Source organism: Phyllobacterium sp. MT110 (assembly GCF_058792715.1).
In genome coordinates, this window is the sequence record NZ_JBXAFE010000002.1 from 1 (window position 1) to 17,061 (window position 17,061).

Consider the following 17,061-nt stretch of genomic DNA (forward strand, 5'->3'; position numbering starts at 1 on the left):
GCCAGCCAATATAGCACCACTGCGAAACAAATACGAAACCAAAAGAAAATATAACGCGCATCAACTCACCCGGCAAGCCGGGATTCAACGGGATGTTTCGACCAGCCGCACATCCGCGTCCGCACAAATCGTGCGGATGATCTCGCTGTCGCAGCGGTCGGTGATGAATGTATTGACCTGTGACAGATGGCCGATGCGCACCGGGGCCGTCCGCTCGAACTTGGTGGAATCGGACACCAGGATCACGTGCCGGGCATTGGCCATGATGGCCTGCGCCACCTTGACCTCGCGGAAATCGAAGTCGAGCAACGCACCGTCATGGTCGATTGCCGACGTGCCGATGACGGCGAAATCCACCTTGAACTGACGGATGAAGTCCACGGCGGCCTCGCCGACAATACCGCCATCGGAACCGCGTACCACCCCGCCGGCAATGACCACCTCAATGTCGGGGTAAACCCGCAAATTGTTGGCGACATTGATATTATTTGTGATCACCATCAGGCCTTTCCGGCCCAGCAATGCCTGACCGACCGCTTCCGTGGTCGTGCCGATATTGACGAAGAGCGAGGCATTGTCGGGAATGAGCGCGGCGGCGGCCTGACCGATCGCCTCCTTTTCGGTTGCAGCGATCAAACGCCGTGCTTCATATTCCAGGTTCTGGATACCCGACGGGAACAGCGCTCCGCCATGGATCCGGTTCAGCAGCCGCTGATCGCACAGATCGTTCAAATCCTTGCGGATGGTCTGTGGCGTCACGCTGAAATGCGCAGCGAGATCATCCACAAGCACCCGGCCATGGAGTTTGGCCATTTCGAGAATTTCAGCGTGCCGGGGCGGCAGGAACATGAGGTATACTTTCGGTTTCGTTTTTCTGAATACTATACGAAAATGAAAATGAGCGCATGTCAATTAGCAATAAAGCGAAGTTGGCAGGCGACTGTGATTTCCAACGGGCCAAATCATATGGCGGCCATCGTCGCGGTTTGAAGATGTCCGGAGCTGGCGTCAATCCTCCCGAAAATATTCCGGCCACGGTGTCGGAAATGTCTTTTTGCGTTCGTCCTTGCGATAATCTTTGGCACGCCGTGCCAAATCATAGGAGGACATGATTATGGAAAGAACCGGACCGACAACAATTTCAGCCAAGGCGCGCTGGGCAGGATGGATTCTCAGCGGCCTCGTCATCCTGTTTCTGGTGTTTGACTTCAGCATCAAACTGGTGCCGCTCGATATCGTGCTCAAGTCAATGGCCGAGCTGGGGTATCCGGAGAGTGTGACCATGGCGCGTGGACTGGGCGTTCTGCTTCTCATCTGCACGGTGCTTTACGCCGTCCCGCAAACGTCGCTGCTCGGCGCCATCTTGCTGACCGGCTATCTCGGCGGTGCCATAGCGACCCAGCTCAGGGTCGGCAATCCCCTCTTCAGCCATTTGCTGTTCGGCGTCTATCTCGGGCTTATGGTCTGGGGCGGACTTTATCTGCGCGATCCGCGCCTGCGCGCTTGCATTGCGCTCCGCCCGGCGGACGGGTCAACTGTGCGATAGCGCCGCAATGCCGGCATCCGGCCGCCGACGAACCGCGGCCGGATTTTGCCCCTGTTCTATCGTGTTGCGCGCAGCGTCAGCTGCGTTGCGCCTGCAGCGACATTCAGTCCCTGGGTGGCTTCCGCGCTGAATGGCTGCAGGCCGAAATTCTTCGATGTGCCGCCGACCAGCGCATTCGCACCGAGACCGAGGCCAACCGAGGCACCCGCCGTCACGCCGACATAATTGCCGGCAAGGGCGCCATCGCCCGCCCGGTTTCCGGCGGCGGTATAAACAACCCACTGCAGATAGGATTTCCTGGTCACCCCGATATCGACGCCAAGTTTGCCGATGCGTCCGGCATATCGTTCAACGGAACCATTGGTCCGCATGAACCTGCATTGAACAGCCTTGCTCGACCCGATCAGCATGCCAACGCCGCCATCGACGGCGCAGGACAGCGTGCCGAGACGGGTCTTGGGGCCATTCGCCGCATGGGTCTGGTGCTTGGTCTTCTGATGAAGGGGAGCGGCACCTGCGCCCGAAGCCAGAGCCATGGAAACAGCGGCAGCCATTACGATCATTGTTTTCATCATCTATCCTTATTCCGTTGCGGCCCGGCGGTTTGAATGCGCCGTCGAAACCTGAAAACAAACGTGTGCGGGCCGGTTTGGTTCCGGAAACCGGCTATTGCCGCCTGCAACCGGCATTGGCGCAACCGGCACGGCGGCATGAGGCGCGAAAACCGGCATTGAAATTTCCGTGCAATCTGCAAGGTTTGCGCAACGGAAATGCCCGGGGAGGACATGGATTTGGCTATCACGTTCCGTATTGATCCTTTCCCGTCCAATGACGAGATGAACGCGCTTTGGGAATGGGCCTGGGATGACTTCGTCTGGAAGGATTTCTCCGTCATTCTGGCTCGCAGCCTTGCCCATGTGGGGGCCTATGACGGGCAGCGGCTGATCGGGTTCGTCAACGTGGCATGGGATGGCGGTATTCACGCCTTTCTTCTGGATACCTGCGTGCATCCCAAATTCCGGCGGCAGGGCATTGCCACACGGCTGGTCAGGGAGGCTGAAAACCTGGCACGCGCTCGCGGAGCTTTCTGGCTACACGTGGATTTTGAAGCCCGGCTGACCGGATTTTACCGGGGCTGCGGATTCAGGATGACGGGAGCCGGACTGATCAAGCTGCAACCTTGATCCGGCGCATCGGTGTTTTCCCGCACAGGAGGGTCGATGCCCTGGAGCTGCGTGCGCTCACTCGTCAAACCGCGAAAGCCGGAACGGCGACAATCGTTCCTCCGGCCTGTCCGATAAAATTTCCCGGCTCAGCAGCAGGCCGACGGCAGGCGCAAGCGTCACGCCGGAATGCATGACGGCGATGGAAAGGCCATCGAGATGTCCGGCCGGCCCGACAATCGGGAACCCGTCGGCGGGGGTCGGCCGGTAGCCGATGGTGAAAAAATCCAGTGCCAGAGCATCCACATCGTCGAGGTTTGCTTTCAGGCGCGAGAACAGCGCATCCGCGGTTGCCTGCTGATCCTCACCGGGATCGCTGCCGCCAAAATCCGCGCCCGCAATGATCCGCCCTTCTGCCGTCTGGCGCATGTGCAGATCAGGGGTGATCACGATACCGTTGAGCCGTTTCTCCATTGGCTTTGAATGAACGATCAGACCCGGCGGCGTCTCCATGGGCAGGGTCACCCCCGCAGTCTGCGCCAGGGCAGCGGCCCCCGCGCCCGCCGCGAGCACCACATGGTCGGCCTTCACCTCGCCGAACGACGTAACGACGCCGGCAATGCGCCCGCCCTCCTGGACGAGCCGTGTAACGTTTGCACCAACCAGCAGCCGCGCGCCGCGCGCCTGCGCCCCGGCCAGCATGCGCTGCGCCGCGGCAACGGGCTCAACGGCGCCCTCTTCAGCAATATGCACGGCCGCATCCGGCAGTCGCGCCAGATAAGGCTCGCGCGCGGCCACGGCTTGCCGGTCGATGCGCCTTACTCCATAGCCCCAGTGCCCATGCTGCGTGACGTAGGCCGCAAGTTCATCCGGCGATAAATCCCAGCTGATGCCGCCGCACCAGTTCACTCCGATGCCGGGCAGCTCATCGTGCAGGCGCTGCCAGCCTTCCATGGCATAGCGGCGGAAGCGGAAATAGAATTCGGGATTGCCCCAGCTGGCATTGATCCATGCAAAGGATGCAGGCGTGGCGACCCCGCCGCTTTGTTCGGCAACCACCGTGACAGCCGCCCCCTGCCGCGCCAGATGCCAGGCAATCGACGCCCCGATAATTCCAGCACCGACCACGATTACATGTTTCTGTTTCGCCATGATTCATTCCTCTTGGAAAGGCCGGGACTCTCTGCGCAGGGGAATGACAGCATCATTTCCGGGCGAATGCCACCGCAAAGGCTGCGAATTTGTGATGGCGCACATCCGGTGATAGAAAGGCTGGCATGATGAAGGGCCAGTTCAGGATAATGCGCTGTACAACCGCGGGGGTGGATGCCGTCGCGGCGGCAACGCGGCACAGCTTTTCCCGGCACACGCACGAACAGTACGGCATAGGCGTCATTCACCAGGGCGCGCAAAAATCCCTGAGCGGACGGGGAATGGTGGAGGCCGGCCCCGGCGACATGATCACCGTCAATCCCGGCGAAGTGCATGACGGCGCGCCCATCGGTGATGCAGGCCGCTCTTGGAAAATGCTCTATTTCGATCCGTCCCTCATTGACGCGATGACCGCAGATATTCAGGAGCACGGCGAAAGACGCGGCGAATTTCCCCGGCCCGTCATCCAGGACATACGGCTGGCGCACCAGTTCGAGCGCCTCTTCACGGCCATGACGACCACCGGCATTCCCTCGGCCATCCGGCAGGAAGAATCGCTACTGATGCTGCTTGCCGGCGTGTTTGACGAGCCGGGCGATCCGCAGCGGCTTCCGGCAATACCCCGAGCCATTCGCCGTGCCCGCGACCTGATCGATGATCAGCCGGCACACGCGGTGACATTGGAGGACCTTTCACGGGAAAGCGGTTTGAGCCGCTTTCAGGTGGTCCGTGCCTTCGCCCGCGCCACCGGCATGACACCGCATGCCTATCTGGTGCAGCGGCGCATCGACCTCGCCCGCCGGATGATCGCCGGGGGATCAGCTCTGGCGGAAGCTGCCATTGCCAGCGGCTTTGCCGACCAGAGCCACATGACGCGCACCTTCATCCGCAAATACGGCCTGTCGCCCGGCGCCTATGCCGACGCCATGAACTGAAGCCTTTCCTGCAATTTCGTTCAAGACGAACCCTGCCCGATCCGCTGTTGTGCGCCTTCCCGAGATGAAGAGGATTGCGCATGTCCAAGCAGGTTCAAGGTTATGTTTTTCTCGCGCTCGCCATGGTACTCGTCGGCAGCACCATCATTGCCAGCAAGGTGATTGCAGCGGGCTTGCCGCCCTTCACGGCAACAGCCCTGCGCTTTGCCGTCGCCTTCCCGATATTCCTGTTGCTGATGCGACTGACGCGAACCAAGTGGCCGCGGCTTGACCGCTCTGCCTGGATCCTTCTCATCCTGCAGGCGGGCGCCGGCAGCGTCGGTTACACGACGCTGCTGATATCCGGCCTCAAACTGGCCTCGGCAACGGATGCCGGCGTCATCATCGGGACGCTGCCGGTGGTTGCCGCAGTCATCGCCATTCTCGTCCTCGGCGAACGGCCGCACCGCTTTACCCTCGTCGCCATTCTGCTGGCGACAGCAGGCGTTGTCAGCATCGCCTTCCGCCCCGGCGAAAGCGGCGCACACTCCCTGCCGGGCAATGCCCTGATCTTTGCGGCTGTCATCTGCGAAGGCCTGTTCATCCTGATCAACAAGCGCCTGAGGACGCCCATTCCGCCGCTTGCCCTTTCAACATTGATGACAGGCCTTGGACTGGCGGTGGCCGTCGTACCCGCGCTGTTCGAAATGCCATGGACGGGCGGCATGAGCATTGGATCGTTCTGGGCTGTCATCTACTACGCCATTGTTCCGACGGTTGGCGGCTTCCTGCTGTGGTATGCCGGTGCCGCCCGGGTCAGCGGCGCCGAAGCGTCGCTCTTTACCGCCGTGGCACCGGTCTCGGCGGTGATATTCGCCGTCATCTTCCTCGGGGAAACCGTCAACCGGAACCAGATCATCGGCATAGCCTGCGTGCTTCTGGCTGTTGGCGGCCTCGGGCTGCAATCCCTGAAGCCGGTCAAATCCGCCTGAGCGCGGCCGCCTGTCCGGACAGGACCGCCGTCATGCGGTTGCTCCTTCTATGATGTCGTAGCCGGTGTTGATGATGGTCTTTTCAGCCGGGCGTTCGCGGCTTTCCAGGAGTTTTTCGGCGGCGGTCTTGCCGATCAGGAATCGCTTGGAAAGGATCGTCGACAGCGGCAACGGCAAGGCCTGCCCGATATCGAGACCGTTGAAGCCGAAAATGCCCAACTGTTCCTTCGGCGTTATCCCCGCATGCATGCAATGGAAGATGCCGCCCATGGCCATGTCGTCATTGGGGAAGACGACCACATCAAGCCCCGGCGCTTTCCGGAGGATCGCCTCAAGCAGATGGCGGCCAGCCATGGTGGAGCTGCCCCCCTGCACACGCTCTTCGGCAACCAGCAGCAGACCGGCGTCCTTCAAGGCGGCCCGCAGGCCATCATAGCGGGCGCGGGCGCGATCATCGCTGGCGATGCTGTGACCGGCATAACCGAAACGGCGATAGCCACGCTGCACCAGATGTTTGCCGGTGTCATAGCCGGCTTGCCAATGCGACATGCCCACGGCGATATCAACCGGATCGCCATCGATGTCCATGAGTTCGGCGACGCGAAAACGCCCATGCTCCAGATGCCGCCGTGCGGTGGCCGTATGATGCAACCCGGCCAGAATCACCGCTGCAGGCTGCCATGCGAGAAAAGACAGAAGAATGCGTTCTTCGATCACCGGATTGTAGTCGGTGACGCCGATGACCGGCTGAAACGCTGTTTCCGTCAAAGCCGTATGGATGCCGCGCAGCACATCCGGAAACACGATATTCGACAGCGAGGGCAACAGCACGCTCATCAGCGTCGAGCCCGAGGAAGCAAGACTGCCTGCCGCCCGGTTGGGAATATAGCCAAGTTCGGCGATGGCGGCGAGGACCTTCGCCCGTGTCGCATCGGCGATCGGCCCCTTGTTGCGAACCACGCGAGAGGCGGTGATATCGCTCACACCGGCAAGCCGCGCCACGTCAGCCAAAGTCGGCGTGTCGGCATTCCGGTGCGCGTTGCGTTTGCGTGGCATGGCATGATCCCGGTGGGATTGAGCAGAATAATGATAGCGCTACCATAAATCGCTTGATGAATGCTAGTGAGTGTGCATAACTTTGTGTTAGCGCTGTCATAAGACCCGCCGGGGTTGGCAGAATGAGACGTTCTGGGAGGATCGGTTCTTGAGTTCAGCGGCAGGTATTGCAGGGATTGGCCGTGGCCCAATGGGGCCTGGCATGGCCTTTGCGCCACTGTGTCACTGCGAACCTCGCATCTTTCCCCTCGCGCATAGCGTTTGAACAAAACGGGCGACCCGCCCGCACGACAAAGAGGTTGATTGCATATGCACGTACTGGTCATTGGCGCCGCCGGGATGGTGGGCCGCAAATTGCTGGACAGGATCGCGGCTGAAGAGGGTATCCTCGGCGGCGGCATCGACACGCTGACGCTGGTCGATGTGATCGAGCCGGTGGCTCCGCGCGCCCTCGCCGGTATTTCCACGACAAAAGCGGCCGACCTTTCCGATGCCGGTGTTGCTGAAGGACTGATCGCCAGCCGCCCCGATCTGATCTTTCATCTTGCGGCTATTGTTTCCGGTGAAGCCGAAGCAGACTTCGAAAAGGGCTACAAGGTCAATCTCGACGGTACGCGTTTCCTGTTTGAAGCTATCCGGCTGGAAAGCGCCAAGGCACCTTATCGTCCACGTGTGGTCTTCGCCTCCTCCATCGCCGTGTTCGGCACGCCCTTTCCCGACAAGATCGGCGACGAATTCTTCACCACGCCGCTCACCAGCTATGGCACGCAGAAGGCCATCTCCGAGTTGCTTTTGTCCGACTACAGCCGCCGCGGCTTTTTCGACGGCATCGGCATTCGCCTGCCGACCATCTGTATTCGTCCCGGCAAGCCGAACAAGGCGGCTTCGGGGTTCTTCTCCAACATCCTGCGCGAGCCCCTGGCGGGGCAGGAAACCATTCTGCCGGTGGACGAGAATGTCCGGCACTGGTTCGCCAGCCCGCGCTCCGCGGTCGGCTTTTTCGTGCATGCGGCAACGCTGGACCTCGAAAAAGTCGGGCCGCGCCGCAACCTCTCCATGCCCGGCCTTTCCGCCCTCGTCGGCGAAGAGATTGCAGCCCTGAAACGCGTGGCGGGTGAAAAGGCGGTCAAGCTGATCCGGCGCGAACCGGACGCGACCATCCAGAAAATCGTGGCAGGCTGGGCGACGGATTTCGACACGCGGCGCGCGGCCGCACTCGGGTTCAAGGCGGAGACCGTCTTTGACGACATCATCAAGGCGCATATCGAAGACGAACTGGGCGGAACACTATGACCAACTATCAGGATTCAGGCAGAGGCAAGATCGCACTGGTGACCGGCGGCGGCACGGGCGTCGGCAAGGCGATTTCTGTGGCACTGCTCGGTGTCGGCTGGACCGTCGTCATCACCGGGCGGCGCAAGGATGTGCTCGATGAAGCAGCAAGGACACTGGCCGCCGAGACCAAGGGAACGGTCAATCCCATTGTCTCCGATGTCAGCGATCCCAAATCCGTCGCCGCACTGTTCGAAGCCGTCAAGGCGGCCTATGGACGGCTGGACCTGCTGATCAACAATGCCGGGATCAATGTGCCGAATGTCGCCATGGAAGAGGTGACGTTCGAGCAGTGGAATGCCATTGTCGGCGCCAATCTGACCGGCGCATTCCTGTGCACGCAGCAGGCGCTGAAACTGATGAAGGCACAGACGCCGCGCGGCGGGCGCATCATCAACAATGGCTCGATTTCCGCAACGACGCCGCGGCCGAATTCGGCGCCCTATACAGCAACGAAACACGCCATCACGGGCCTGACCAAGTCGACCGCGCTGGATGGGCGGCCCTTCGACATTGCCTGCGGCCAGATCGATATCGGCAATGCCACCACCGAAATGACGTCGAAGATGGCGGGCGGCGTGCTGCAGGCCAATGGCGAGACGGCAAGCGAGCCAACCATACCGGCGCACTATATCGGCGATGCCGTTGTCTACATGGCCGGCTTGCCGCTGGAAGCCAATGTGCTGTCGCTGACTGTCATGGCGACGAAAATGCCGCTGGTCGGCCGGGGATAGTATTTTCGCGCGGTGTTTTGGGAGAAGCACCGTTAGGCACATTTCAGGGAGGAACAGGCATGGCATCAGTCGAATTCGCCAATGTCAGAAAATCATTCGGGACGCATCCGGTTATCAAGGGGGTTGATATCGAGATCGCCGATGGCGAGTTCGTCATTCTGGTCGGACCGTCCGGCTGCGGCAAGTCAACGCTGCTGCGCATGCTGGCGGGGCTGGAGAATATTTCCGCCGGCGAGATCCGCATCGGCGGACAGGTGGTCAATGGTCTCGCGCCGAAGGAGCGCGACATCGCCATGGTGTTCCAGAACTATGCGCTCTATCCGCACATGACCGTTGCCGATAACATGGCCTTTTCGCTGACGCTGAAAGGTGCCGCCAAGGCCGAGATCGACAAGCGCGTCAAACCGGCAGCGGAAATTCTGGGCCTCACCCACCTGCTCGACCGGTTTCCCCGGCAATTGTCCGGCGGCCAGCGCCAGCGCGTGGCCATGGGCCGCGCCATTGTCCGCGATCCGCAAGTGTTCCTGTTCGATGAGCCGCTCTCCAATCTCGATGCGAAGCTGCGCGTCGCCATGCGTGCGGAGATCAAGGAACTGCACCAGCGCCTGAAGACAACCACGGTCTATGTGACGCACGACCAGATCGAGGCCATGACCATGGCCGACAAGATCGTCGTCATGCATGACGGCATCGTCGAACAGATCGGGGCGCCGCTCGAACTCTATGACCAGCCGGCCAATCTGTTCGTCGCCAGCTTCATCGGCTCGCCCGCCATGAACATGATCAAGGGCAGGCTGGACCCGCATGATGCGCTGAAATTCGTGACGGAGAAGGGTGTTGTCCTGCCGGTGGCCAAGGCACCCGAAAGCGCCAGGGGCCGCGCCCTGATCTACGGACTGCGGCCCGAGCACATGACGATTGCCGAGGGCGGCATTCCGGCAAACGTCGTGGTGATCGAGCCCACCGGATCGGAAACCCAGATGATCATGCGCATCGGCGGCGACGACATTACCGGCGTGTTCCACCAGCGCATCAATGCCCGTCCGGGCGAGACGGTCGGCCTGTCGATCCACGCCGAGGCGACGTATCTCTTCGACGCGGAGAGCGGCAAGCGCCTCGTCTGAAAACCACCAAGCGGCACCCGCCAGTCGGGGAGCGTGTGCCGGTCATATAAGCCCCCGGAAAGCATGGGCGGAAGCGGGAGACGTTCCGGACATGCTTGTGAAACCCCAAGGAGGAGCATCCATGACCATCAACAGACGACATCTTCTCGGCGCTTCTGCCGGACTTGTGGCCGCTGCCGGGTTGAACCGGCTGGGCCTCACCCCGGCCTTTGCCCAGGCCGCCCCCGCCTACAAGCCGGAAGCGGGCGCAAAACTGCGCCTGCTGCGCTGGGTGCCGTTCGTGCCGGCAGAAGAAGCCGCATGGCTTGCCAATACCAAGAAGTTCAGCGACGCCACCGGCGTTGAAGTGCGTATCGACAAGGAAAGCTGGGAAGACGTGCGCCCGAAGGCCGCCGTCGCCGCCAATGTCGGCTCGGGCCCGGACATGGTGATGAGCTGGTTCGACGACCCGCATCAATATCCCGACAAGCTGGTCGATGTCAGCGAGCTTGGCACCTATCTCGGCGGCGCCCATGGCGGCTGGTATCCGGGTCTCGAAGGCTATGCCAAACGGGACGGCAAGTTCATCGCCCTGCCGCTCTGCGCCATCGGCAACGCCATCGTCTACCGCGACAGCCACATGAAGGCCGCCGGCTTCAGCGAATTCCCCAAGGACACGGCAGGCTTTCTCGAGCTCTGCAAGGCCATGCACGCCAAGGGCACGCCCGCGGGCTTCCCGCACGGCAAGGCCGTGGGCGACGGCAACAATTATGCGCACTGGCTGCTGTGGAGCCATGGCGGCAAGATGGTCAACGAAAGCGGCAAGGTTGTCATCAACAGCCCGGAAACACTGGCCTCGGTGAAATATGCGCAGGAACTCTACAAGACCTTCATTCCCGGCACGGAAAGCTGGCAGGATGTCAACAACAACCGCGCCTTTCTGGCCGGGCAGATATCGCTGACCGCCAATGGCGTGTCCGTCTATTATGCGGCTAAGAAGGACCCGGCGATGGCAGCCATTGCCGACGACATGCGTTCGGTCAATCTGCCCATCGGCCCGGTCGGCCAGTCGGTCGAGCTGCACCAGGCGTCCACCGTCTCCATCTTCAAGCACACGAAATATCCGGAAGCCGCCAAGGCCTATCTGCAGTTCATGTATCAGGCCGACAACATGAATGCGTGGATCGAAGGCGCCAGTGCCTATTGCTGCCAGCCGCTGAAGGAATATGCCGCCAATCCCGTGTGGACATCCAACCCCATCCATGCGGCCTATGCCAAGGCATCGGGCAGCCTGCGGCCGAACGGCTATGCCGGACCGCTCGGAACGGCATCGGCCGGCGTGATGGCCGACTATGTGCTGGTCGACATGTATGCCACCGCCGTGACGGGACAGATGACGCCGGAAGACGCCATCGCCCAGGCGGAAAAACGCGCCAACCGTTACTACAACGTCTAGCCAAGGGGTGGAGACCGGCAGGATGACAAAGAGCGTGAATACAGGATGCTGTGAAGGGAGTGATGTTCTTCACCCCCCTCTGTCCTGCCGGACATCTCCCCCACAAGGGGGGAGATCACATCGGCATCTGCACTTTTGCTTACCCCGCAGTGGCTCAGAGCTGATTGAAACAGCAGTGAAGGCTGATCTCCCCCCTTGTGGGGGAGATGGGCGGCAGCCCAGAGGGGGGTATTCCTTATGACAGCAACAACAAAGCCACCTTCAGCCCTCGGCGCGCTGACCCGGAACAATACATTCCTGGGTTTCATGTTTCTGTTGCCGGCGGCGGTGTTCCTGCTGTGCTTCCTGACCTATCCGCTCGGCCTTGGTGTCTGGCTTGGCTTCACCGATGCCAAGATCGGCCGGGATGGGGTGTTCATCGGTCTCGACAATTACATAGCGCTTGCCAACGATTCCGTGTTCTGGATGACGGTCTACAATACGGTTCTCTATACCTTTATCGCATCGGTGCTGAAGTTCGCGCTCGGGCTGTGGCTGGCGCTGATCCTCAATGAAAACCTGCCGTTCAAGTCATTCTTCCGCGCCATCATCCTGTTGCCCTGGGTTGTCCCGACGGTGCTGTCGGCGCTGGCTTTCTGGTGGATTTACGATGCGCAGTTCTCGATCATTTCCTGGTCGCTGATCAAGCTCGGCCTGATCGATACGCCCATCAACTTCCTCGGTGACCCCAACAATGCGCGGGCATCGGTCATCGCCGCCAATGTCTGGCGCGGCATTCCCTTCGTTGCCATTTCGCTGCTCGCGGGCCTGCAGACCATTCCGCAATCGCTGCATGAGGCGGCATCGCTCGACGGCGCAACCGGCTGGCAGCGCTTCCGCTTCATCACCCTGCCCATGCTCACCCCCATCATCGCCGTGGTCATGACCTTCTCGGTGCTCTTCACCTTCACCGATTTCCAGCTGATCTACGTGCTGACCAAGGGCGGGCCGGTCAATGCCACCCACCTCATGGCCACGCTTTCATTCCAGCGGGGCATCCCCGGCGGGCAGCTCGGCGAAGGCGCGGCGATTGCCGTCGCCATGATCCCGTTCCTGCTTGCCTCGATCCTGTTCTCATTCTTCGGCCTGCAGCGCCGGAAATGGCAGCAGGGCGGACAGGATTAAGGGGGAGAACGACCATGAGCATTTCCGAACAGACCGCCACGGCGCCACTCACCGACGACGCGCAGGGCATGAGCTATCTCAACCGGCTGCCGCGGCGCATCGTCGTGCTCTATCTGCCGCTGGCCGTTTTCATCATCGTCCTGCTGTTCCCGTTCTACTGGATGGCAATCACGGCGGTGAAACCCAACTCGCAGTTGACGGACTACAACAATTACAGCCCGTTCTGGGTGGTCGGGCCGACACTCGACCATATCAAATATCTCCTGTTCGAGACCTCCTATCCCGGCTGGCTGTGGAACACGCTCGTCGTCTCGGTCTGCGCGACCGTGCTGTCGCTTGCAGCCTCGGTCTTTGCCGCCTATGCCATCGAGCGCATCCGTTTCAAGGGCTCGCGTTCCGTCGGACTCCTGATCTTCCTTGCCTACCTCGTGCCGCCTTCCATCCTGTTCATTCCGCTGGCGGTGATCGTCTTCAAGTTCGGCATCTATGACAGCAAGCTGGCGCTGATCTTCACCTACCCCACTTTCCTCATTCCGTTCTGCACCTGGCTGCTCATGGGCTACTTCCGTTCGATCCCGTTCGAGCTGGAAGAAAGTGCCCTCGTCGACGGCGCATCGCGCTGGCAAATCCTCGTCAGGGTCATATTGCCGCTGGCGGTGCCAGGACTGATCTCTGCCGGCATTTTCGCCTTCACTTTGTCGTGGAATGAGTTCATCTATGCGCTGACCTTTATCCAATCCTCGGAGAACAAGACTGTCCCGGTCGGTGTCCTGACGGAGCTGGTGCGAGGGGATGTTTTCGAGTGGGGTTCGCTGATGGCAGGGGCGCTGTTTGGCTCGCTGCCCGTCGTCATCCTCTACTCATTCTTTGTCGATTATTACGTGTCCTCGATGACCGGCGCGGTCAAAGAGTAATTGGGGCGTGCCCCCATCCAGGAGTTGCTTTCATGACCACCAACAAAACCCCGAAAAAGCTTCGCTCGCAGGAATGGTTCGACAATCCTGACAACCCGGGGATGACGGCGCTCTATCTCGAGCGCTATCTCAACTACGGCCTGACGCGGGCGGAATTGCAGTCCGGCAAGCCGATCATCGGCATCGCCCAGACCGGCTCGGACCTTTCACCCTGCAACCGCCATCACATCGAATTAGCCAAGCGGGTGCGCGACGGCATCATCGCGGCGGGCGGTATCCCTTTCGAGTTTCCGGTTCATCCCATTCAGGAAACCGGCAAACGTCCGGGCGCAGCGCTCGACCGCAACCTTGCCTATCTCGGTCTGGTTGAGGTTCTGTTCGGTTATCCGCTCGACGGCGTCGTGCTGACCATCGGCTGCGACAAGACCACACCGGCCATGCTGATGGGCGCCGCCACTGTGAACATTCCCGCCATCGCCCTCTCCGTCGGGCCCATGCTCAACGGCTGGCACCGCGGCGAGCGCACCGGCTCCGGCACAATCGTCTGGAAATCGCGCGAAAAGCTGACTTCAGGCGAAATCAACTACGACGAGTTCATGGATATCGTGGCGTCGTCGGCACCGTCCGTCGGCTATTGCAACACCATGGGCACTGCGACCACGATGAATTCGCTGGCCGAAGCACTCGGCATGGAACTGCCCGGCGGCGCTGCCATCCCGGCACCGTACCGTGAACGCGGCCAGATCGCCTATGATACCGGCAAGCGCATTGTCGACATGGTGCGCGAAGACCTGAAGCCTTCCGATATCATGACGCGCGAAGCCTTCGAGAATGCGATCGTCATCAACTCGGCCATCGGCGGTTCGACCAATGCGCCCATCCATCTGAACGCGATTGCCCGCCATCTCGATATCGCGCTCGACAATGATGACTGGCAGACCATCGGTCATGACGTGCCGCTGCTGGTCAACCTGCAGCCTGCAGGGGAATATCTAGGCGAGGATTACCACCGCGCAGGCGGCGTGCCTGCCGTCGTGGCGGAACTGCTCAAGGCGAAGCGGCTGCCGCATCCATCAGCGCTTACGGTCAACGGCAAGAGCATCGGCACCAATTGCGAGGGCGTGGAAAATCTCAACACCGACGTCATTCGTCCCTATGAGACACCGCTGAAGAAGAAGGCCGGATTCATCAATCTCAAGGGCAATCTCTTCGACAGCGCCATCATGAAAACCAGCGTGATTTCCGACGAATTCCGCGAGCGCTATCTTTCCGATCCGGACGATCCAGAAGCGTTCGAAGGCATCGCGGAAGTGTTCGAGGGCCCGGAAGATTACCATGCGCGGATCGACGATCCGAAACTCGGCCTTGACGAGAACAGCATCCTGATCATGCGCGGCACCGGCCCCATCGGCTATCCCGGCGCGGCCGAAGTCGTCAACATGCAGCCTCCGGGCTATCTCTTGAAGAAAGGCATCCATGCGCTGCCATGCCTTGGCGACGGCCGCCAGTCCGGCACGTCCGGTTCGCCGTCCATCCTCAATGCTTCGCCCGAGGCGGCGGTCAATGGCGGCCTGGCACTGGTGCGCTCCGGCGACCACCTGCGCATCGACCTGCGCAAAGGCACCGCCAACATCCTCATCGATGAGGAGGAACTGCAAAAACGACGGGACGACCTTTTGGCGGCGGGCGGCTACAAATATCCGGCCAGCCAGACGCCATGGCAGGAAATCCAGCGCGGCATGGTCGATCAGCTGGCGCAGGGCATGGTCCTGAAACCGGCGGTCGATTTCCAGCGCATTGCCCAGACCAAGGGATTGCCGCGCGACAACCACTGAGGCCAACCGTTCGGGAGGGAACATGGCGAACACCATCAGGCGCTATGAGGGGCGGCATGCGGTCATTACCGGCGGTGCTTCCGGCATAGGCTACTGGACGGCGGAGCGGATCGTGTCGGAGGGCGGCACGGTCAGCCTCTGGGACGTCGATGCAGCACGGATCGGGGAAGCAAAAGCCAGGCTCGGTGAGGGCGCGCATGGGCTGGCGCTCGATGTTTCCGACCCGGTGCAGGTGGAAAAGGCGGCGCAGGACACCGCCGCCAGCGCCGGCAGGATCGATATCCTCATCTGTTCGGCCGGGATCACCGGGCCGAACGCCAAGGTGGCGGATTATCCGATCGATCAGTGGAAGCGGGTGTTCGATATCAACCTCAACGGCCTGTTCTACTGCAACCGCTTCGTCGTGCCGTTCATGCAGAAGAACGGCTATGGCCGCATCGTCAATGTTGCGTCCATTGCCGGCAAGGAAGGCAATCCGAATGCCTCGGCCTACAGCGCGTCGAAGGCGGCGGTGATCGGCCTGACGAAATCGCTCGGCAAGGAGCTGGTGCATGACGGCATTACCGTCAATGCCATTACGCCAGCCACCGTCGATACGCCGATCCTCCAGCAGCTCAAACCCGAATTCATCGACTACATGCTGTCGAAAATACCCATGCAGCGGTTTGGTACCGTCGATGAACTGGCATCCCTGATCAGCTGGATCGCCAGCGAGGAATGCTCGTTCACGACGGGTGCCGTTTTCGACATTTCCGGTGGCCGCGCCACCTATTGATCCCCTCCCAATCAGAAAGGTTACCCCATGAAACTCGTGCGTTACGGTCCTGCCGGTCAGGAAAAGCCGGGGCTTGTCGACAAGGATGGCAAGGTTCGCGATCTCTCCGCACACGTCGGGGATATTGCCGGTGAAGCGATTTCGCCTGCGGGATTGAAAAAGCTCGCAGGCATTGATCCGGCGTCGCTGCCCGAGGTCACTGTCGACCGCTACGGACCCTGTGTCGCGGGAACCGGCAAGTTCATCTGCATCGGCCTCAACTATTCCGACCATGCGGCGGAAACGGGGGCAACCGTGCCGCCGGAACCGATCATCTTCATGAAGGCGACCTCGGCCATTGTAGGCCCGAATGACGATGTGGAAATTCCGCGCGGCTCGCTGAAGACAGACTGGGAAGTCGAGCTCGGCGTGGTCATCGGCAAGCACGCCAAATATGTCGGCGAAGACGAGGCGCTCGACCATGTGGCGGGGTATTGCCTGATCAACGACGTGTCGGAGCGGGCCTTCCAGGCCGAACGCCAGGGGCAGTGGACCAAGGGCAAAAGCTGCGACACATTCGGTCCTACCGGCCCGTGGCTGGTGACCAAGGATGAAGTAGCTGATCCGCAAAAGCTGAAAATGTGGCTGGAGGTCAATGGTCACCGCTATCAGAACGGCTCGACCGAAACGATGGTCTATGGCGTCAAATATCTCGTTTCCTACCTGTCGCAATTCATGAGCCTGCATCCCGGCGACATCATCTCGACCGGCACGCCGCCCGGTGTCGGCCTTGGCCAGAAACCCAATATCTTCCTGAAGGCCGGAGATGTCATGACACTGGGCATCGAGGGGCTGGGCGAGCAGAAACAGACCGTCGTTCAGGGCTGACAAGGAGCCGGTTTTCCTTACTATGAGAATCATCGCGCCGGATGACGGCGCGGTTCCA

General features: G+C 60.9%; 17 protein-coding genes. 13 read left to right on the plus strand and 4 right to left on the minus strand.

The genetic code is table 11. From position 1 onward, the window contains the following. Positions 1-84 precede the first annotated feature (84 nt). Positions 85-849, minus strand: coding sequence for a DeoR/GlpR family DNA-binding transcription regulator (locus AC1Q5O_RS11570; protein ID WP_223614114.1), 765 nt, complete (start codon positions 847-849; stop codon positions 85-87). 259 nt (positions 850-1,108) lie between these two features. On the opposite strand from AC1Q5O_RS11570, the gene AC1Q5O_RS11575 reads away from it, so the two are divergent. After that, entirely contained in the window at positions 1,109-1,546 is a 438-nt protein-coding gene (locus AC1Q5O_RS11575) for a DoxX family protein (RefSeq protein ID WP_492563170.1), read from the plus strand. A 56-nt stretch (positions 1,547-1,602) separates the two neighbouring features. On the opposite strand, the gene AC1Q5O_RS11580 is transcribed toward AC1Q5O_RS11575, so the two are convergent. Beyond that, positions 1,603-2,118 carry a DUF992 domain-containing protein gene (locus tag AC1Q5O_RS11580; RefSeq protein WP_492563171.1) on the minus strand — a complete coding sequence of 172 codons (516 nt, stop codon included), beginning with the start codon at positions 2,116-2,118 and terminating at the stop codon, positions 1,603-1,605. A 213-nt stretch (positions 2,119-2,331) separates the two neighbouring features. Between AC1Q5O_RS11580 and AC1Q5O_RS11585 the strand changes: the two genes are divergently transcribed. Continuing rightward, a complete protein-coding gene (locus AC1Q5O_RS11585) occupies positions 2,332-2,730 on the plus strand; it encodes a GNAT family N-acetyltransferase (protein ID WP_492563172.1) in 399 nt (132 codons plus the stop codon). 57 nt (positions 2,731-2,787) lie between these two features. Here the strand turns inward: AC1Q5O_RS11585 and AC1Q5O_RS11590 are convergent, their stop codons facing one another. Continuing rightward, positions 2,788-3,861: an NAD(P)/FAD-dependent oxidoreductase gene (locus AC1Q5O_RS11590; RefSeq protein WP_492563175.1), complete on the minus strand. Its 1,074-nt coding sequence runs from the start codon at positions 3,859-3,861 to the stop codon at positions 2,788-2,790. 125 nt (positions 3,862-3,986) lie between these two features. Here AC1Q5O_RS11590 and AC1Q5O_RS11595 point away from each other — a divergent pair, with 125 nt between their 5' ends. Beyond that, the gene (locus tag AC1Q5O_RS11595; protein WP_492563177.1) at positions 3,987-4,796 is read left to right on the plus strand and encodes an AraC family ligand binding domain-containing protein; all 810 of its coding nucleotides are present in this window, start codon (positions 3,987-3,989) and stop codon (positions 4,794-4,796) included. Positions 4,797-4,876: 80 nt separating this feature from the next. Further along, entirely contained in the window at positions 4,877-5,767 is an 891-nt protein-coding gene (locus AC1Q5O_RS11600) for a DMT family transporter (protein ID WP_492563179.1), read from the plus strand. Positions 5,768-5,797: 30 nt separating this feature from the next. On the opposite strand, the gene AC1Q5O_RS11605 is transcribed toward AC1Q5O_RS11600, so the two are convergent. Continuing rightward, the gene (locus tag AC1Q5O_RS11605) at positions 5,798-6,823 is read right to left on the minus strand and encodes a LacI family DNA-binding transcriptional regulator (protein WP_492563180.1); all 1,026 of its coding nucleotides are present in this window, start codon (positions 6,821-6,823) and stop codon (positions 5,798-5,800) included. Between the two features lie 309 nt (positions 6,824-7,132). On the opposite strand from AC1Q5O_RS11605, the gene denD reads away from it, so the two are divergent. From denD to AC1Q5O_RS11650, 9 genes are all read left to right on the plus strand, one after another. Then, the gene (denD, locus tag AC1Q5O_RS11610; protein ID WP_492563181.1) at positions 7,133-8,116 is read left to right on the plus strand and encodes a D-erythronate dehydrogenase; all 984 of its coding nucleotides are present in this window, start codon (positions 7,133-7,135) and stop codon (positions 8,114-8,116) included. Further along, the gene (locus AC1Q5O_RS11615) at positions 8,113-8,889 is read left to right on the plus strand and encodes an SDR family oxidoreductase (protein WP_472462038.1); all 777 of its coding nucleotides are present in this window, start codon (positions 8,113-8,115) and stop codon (positions 8,887-8,889) included. Before denD ends, AC1Q5O_RS11615 begins: the two co-directional genes overlap by 4 nt. 59 nt (positions 8,890-8,948) lie before the next feature. Then, positions 8,949-10,013: an ABC transporter ATP-binding protein gene (locus AC1Q5O_RS11620; RefSeq protein WP_492563182.1), complete on the plus strand. Its 1,065-nt coding sequence runs from the start codon at positions 8,949-8,951 to the stop codon at positions 10,011-10,013. Positions 10,014-10,134: 121 nt separating this feature from the next. After that, positions 10,135-11,448, plus strand: a complete 1,314-nt coding sequence (locus AC1Q5O_RS11625; protein WP_492563183.1) for an ABC transporter substrate-binding protein — start codon at positions 10,135-10,137, stop codon at positions 11,446-11,448. 237 nt (positions 11,449-11,685) lie between these two features. Further along, the gene (locus tag AC1Q5O_RS11630; RefSeq protein ID WP_223614103.1) at positions 11,686-12,612 is read left to right on the plus strand and encodes a carbohydrate ABC transporter permease; all 927 of its coding nucleotides are present in this window, start codon (positions 11,686-11,688) and stop codon (positions 12,610-12,612) included. A 14-nt stretch (positions 12,613-12,626) separates the two neighbouring features. Then, positions 12,627-13,526 (plus strand): carbohydrate ABC transporter permease, encoded by a 900-nt coding sequence (locus AC1Q5O_RS11635; RefSeq protein ID WP_223614102.1) that lies wholly within the window; start codon positions 12,627-12,629, stop codon positions 13,524-13,526. A gap of 32 nt (positions 13,527-13,558) precedes the next feature. Continuing rightward, on the plus strand, positions 13,559-15,361 hold the full coding sequence (locus AC1Q5O_RS11640) for an IlvD/Edd family dehydratase (RefSeq protein WP_472462041.1): 1,803 nt from the start codon (positions 13,559-13,561) through the stop codon (positions 15,359-15,361). Between the two features lie 22 nt (positions 15,362-15,383). Beyond that, complete coding sequence (locus AC1Q5O_RS11645) at positions 15,384-16,136, plus strand: SDR family NAD(P)-dependent oxidoreductase (RefSeq protein ID WP_492563187.1); 753 nt, start codon at positions 15,384-15,386, stop codon at positions 16,134-16,136. Positions 16,137-16,163: 27 nt separating this feature from the next. Beyond that, positions 16,164-17,003: a fumarylacetoacetate hydrolase family protein gene (locus AC1Q5O_RS11650; protein ID WP_472462043.1), complete on the plus strand. Its 840-nt coding sequence runs from the start codon at positions 16,164-16,166 to the stop codon at positions 17,001-17,003. The last annotated feature ends 58 nt before the right edge of the window (positions 17,004-17,061 follow it).

Excerpts from the sequence above, each read along its gene's own strand:
- AC1Q5O_RS11570 (WP_223614114.1), bottom strand. The coding sequence starts at position 849 with ATGTTCCTGCCGCCCCGGCACGCTGAAATTCTCGAAATGGCCAAACTC.
- AC1Q5O_RS11575 (WP_492563170.1), top strand. The coding sequence starts at position 1,109 with ATGATTATGGAAAGAACCGGACCGACAACAATTTCAGCCAAGGCGCGC.
- AC1Q5O_RS11580 (WP_492563171.1), bottom strand. The coding sequence starts at position 2,118 with ATGAAAACAATGATCGTAATGGCTGCCGCTGTTTCCATGGCTCTGGCT.
- AC1Q5O_RS11585 (WP_492563172.1), top strand. The coding sequence starts at position 2,332 with ATGGATTTGGCTATCACGTTCCGTATTGATCCTTTCCCGTCCAATGAC.
- AC1Q5O_RS11590 (WP_492563175.1), bottom strand. The coding sequence starts at position 3,861 with ATGGCGAAACAGAAACATGTAATCGTGGTCGGTGCTGGAATTATCGGG.
- AC1Q5O_RS11595 (WP_492563177.1), top strand. The coding sequence starts at position 3,987 with ATGATGAAGGGCCAGTTCAGGATAATGCGCTGTACAACCGCGGGGGTG.
- AC1Q5O_RS11600 (WP_492563179.1), top strand. The coding sequence starts at position 4,877 with ATGTCCAAGCAGGTTCAAGGTTATGTTTTTCTCGCGCTCGCCATGGTA.
- AC1Q5O_RS11605 (WP_492563180.1), bottom strand. The coding sequence starts at position 6,823 with ATGCCACGCAAACGCAACGCGCACCGGAATGCCGACACGCCGACTTTG.
- denD (WP_492563181.1), top strand. The coding sequence starts at position 7,133 with ATGCACGTACTGGTCATTGGCGCCGCCGGGATGGTGGGCCGCAAATTG.
- AC1Q5O_RS11615 (WP_472462038.1), top strand. The coding sequence starts at position 8,113 with ATGACCAACTATCAGGATTCAGGCAGAGGCAAGATCGCACTGGTGACC.
- AC1Q5O_RS11620 (WP_492563182.1), top strand. The coding sequence starts at position 8,949 with ATGGCATCAGTCGAATTCGCCAATGTCAGAAAATCATTCGGGACGCAT.
- AC1Q5O_RS11625 (WP_492563183.1), top strand. The coding sequence starts at position 10,135 with ATGACCATCAACAGACGACATCTTCTCGGCGCTTCTGCCGGACTTGTG.
- AC1Q5O_RS11630 (WP_223614103.1), top strand. The coding sequence starts at position 11,686 with ATGACAGCAACAACAAAGCCACCTTCAGCCCTCGGCGCGCTGACCCGG.
- AC1Q5O_RS11635 (WP_223614102.1), top strand. The coding sequence starts at position 12,627 with ATGAGCATTTCCGAACAGACCGCCACGGCGCCACTCACCGACGACGCG.
- AC1Q5O_RS11640 (WP_472462041.1), top strand. The coding sequence starts at position 13,559 with ATGACCACCAACAAAACCCCGAAAAAGCTTCGCTCGCAGGAATGGTTC.
- AC1Q5O_RS11645 (WP_492563187.1), top strand. The coding sequence starts at position 15,384 with ATGGCGAACACCATCAGGCGCTATGAGGGGCGGCATGCGGTCATTACC.
- AC1Q5O_RS11650 (WP_472462043.1), top strand. The coding sequence starts at position 16,164 with ATGAAACTCGTGCGTTACGGTCCTGCCGGTCAGGAAAAGCCGGGGCTT.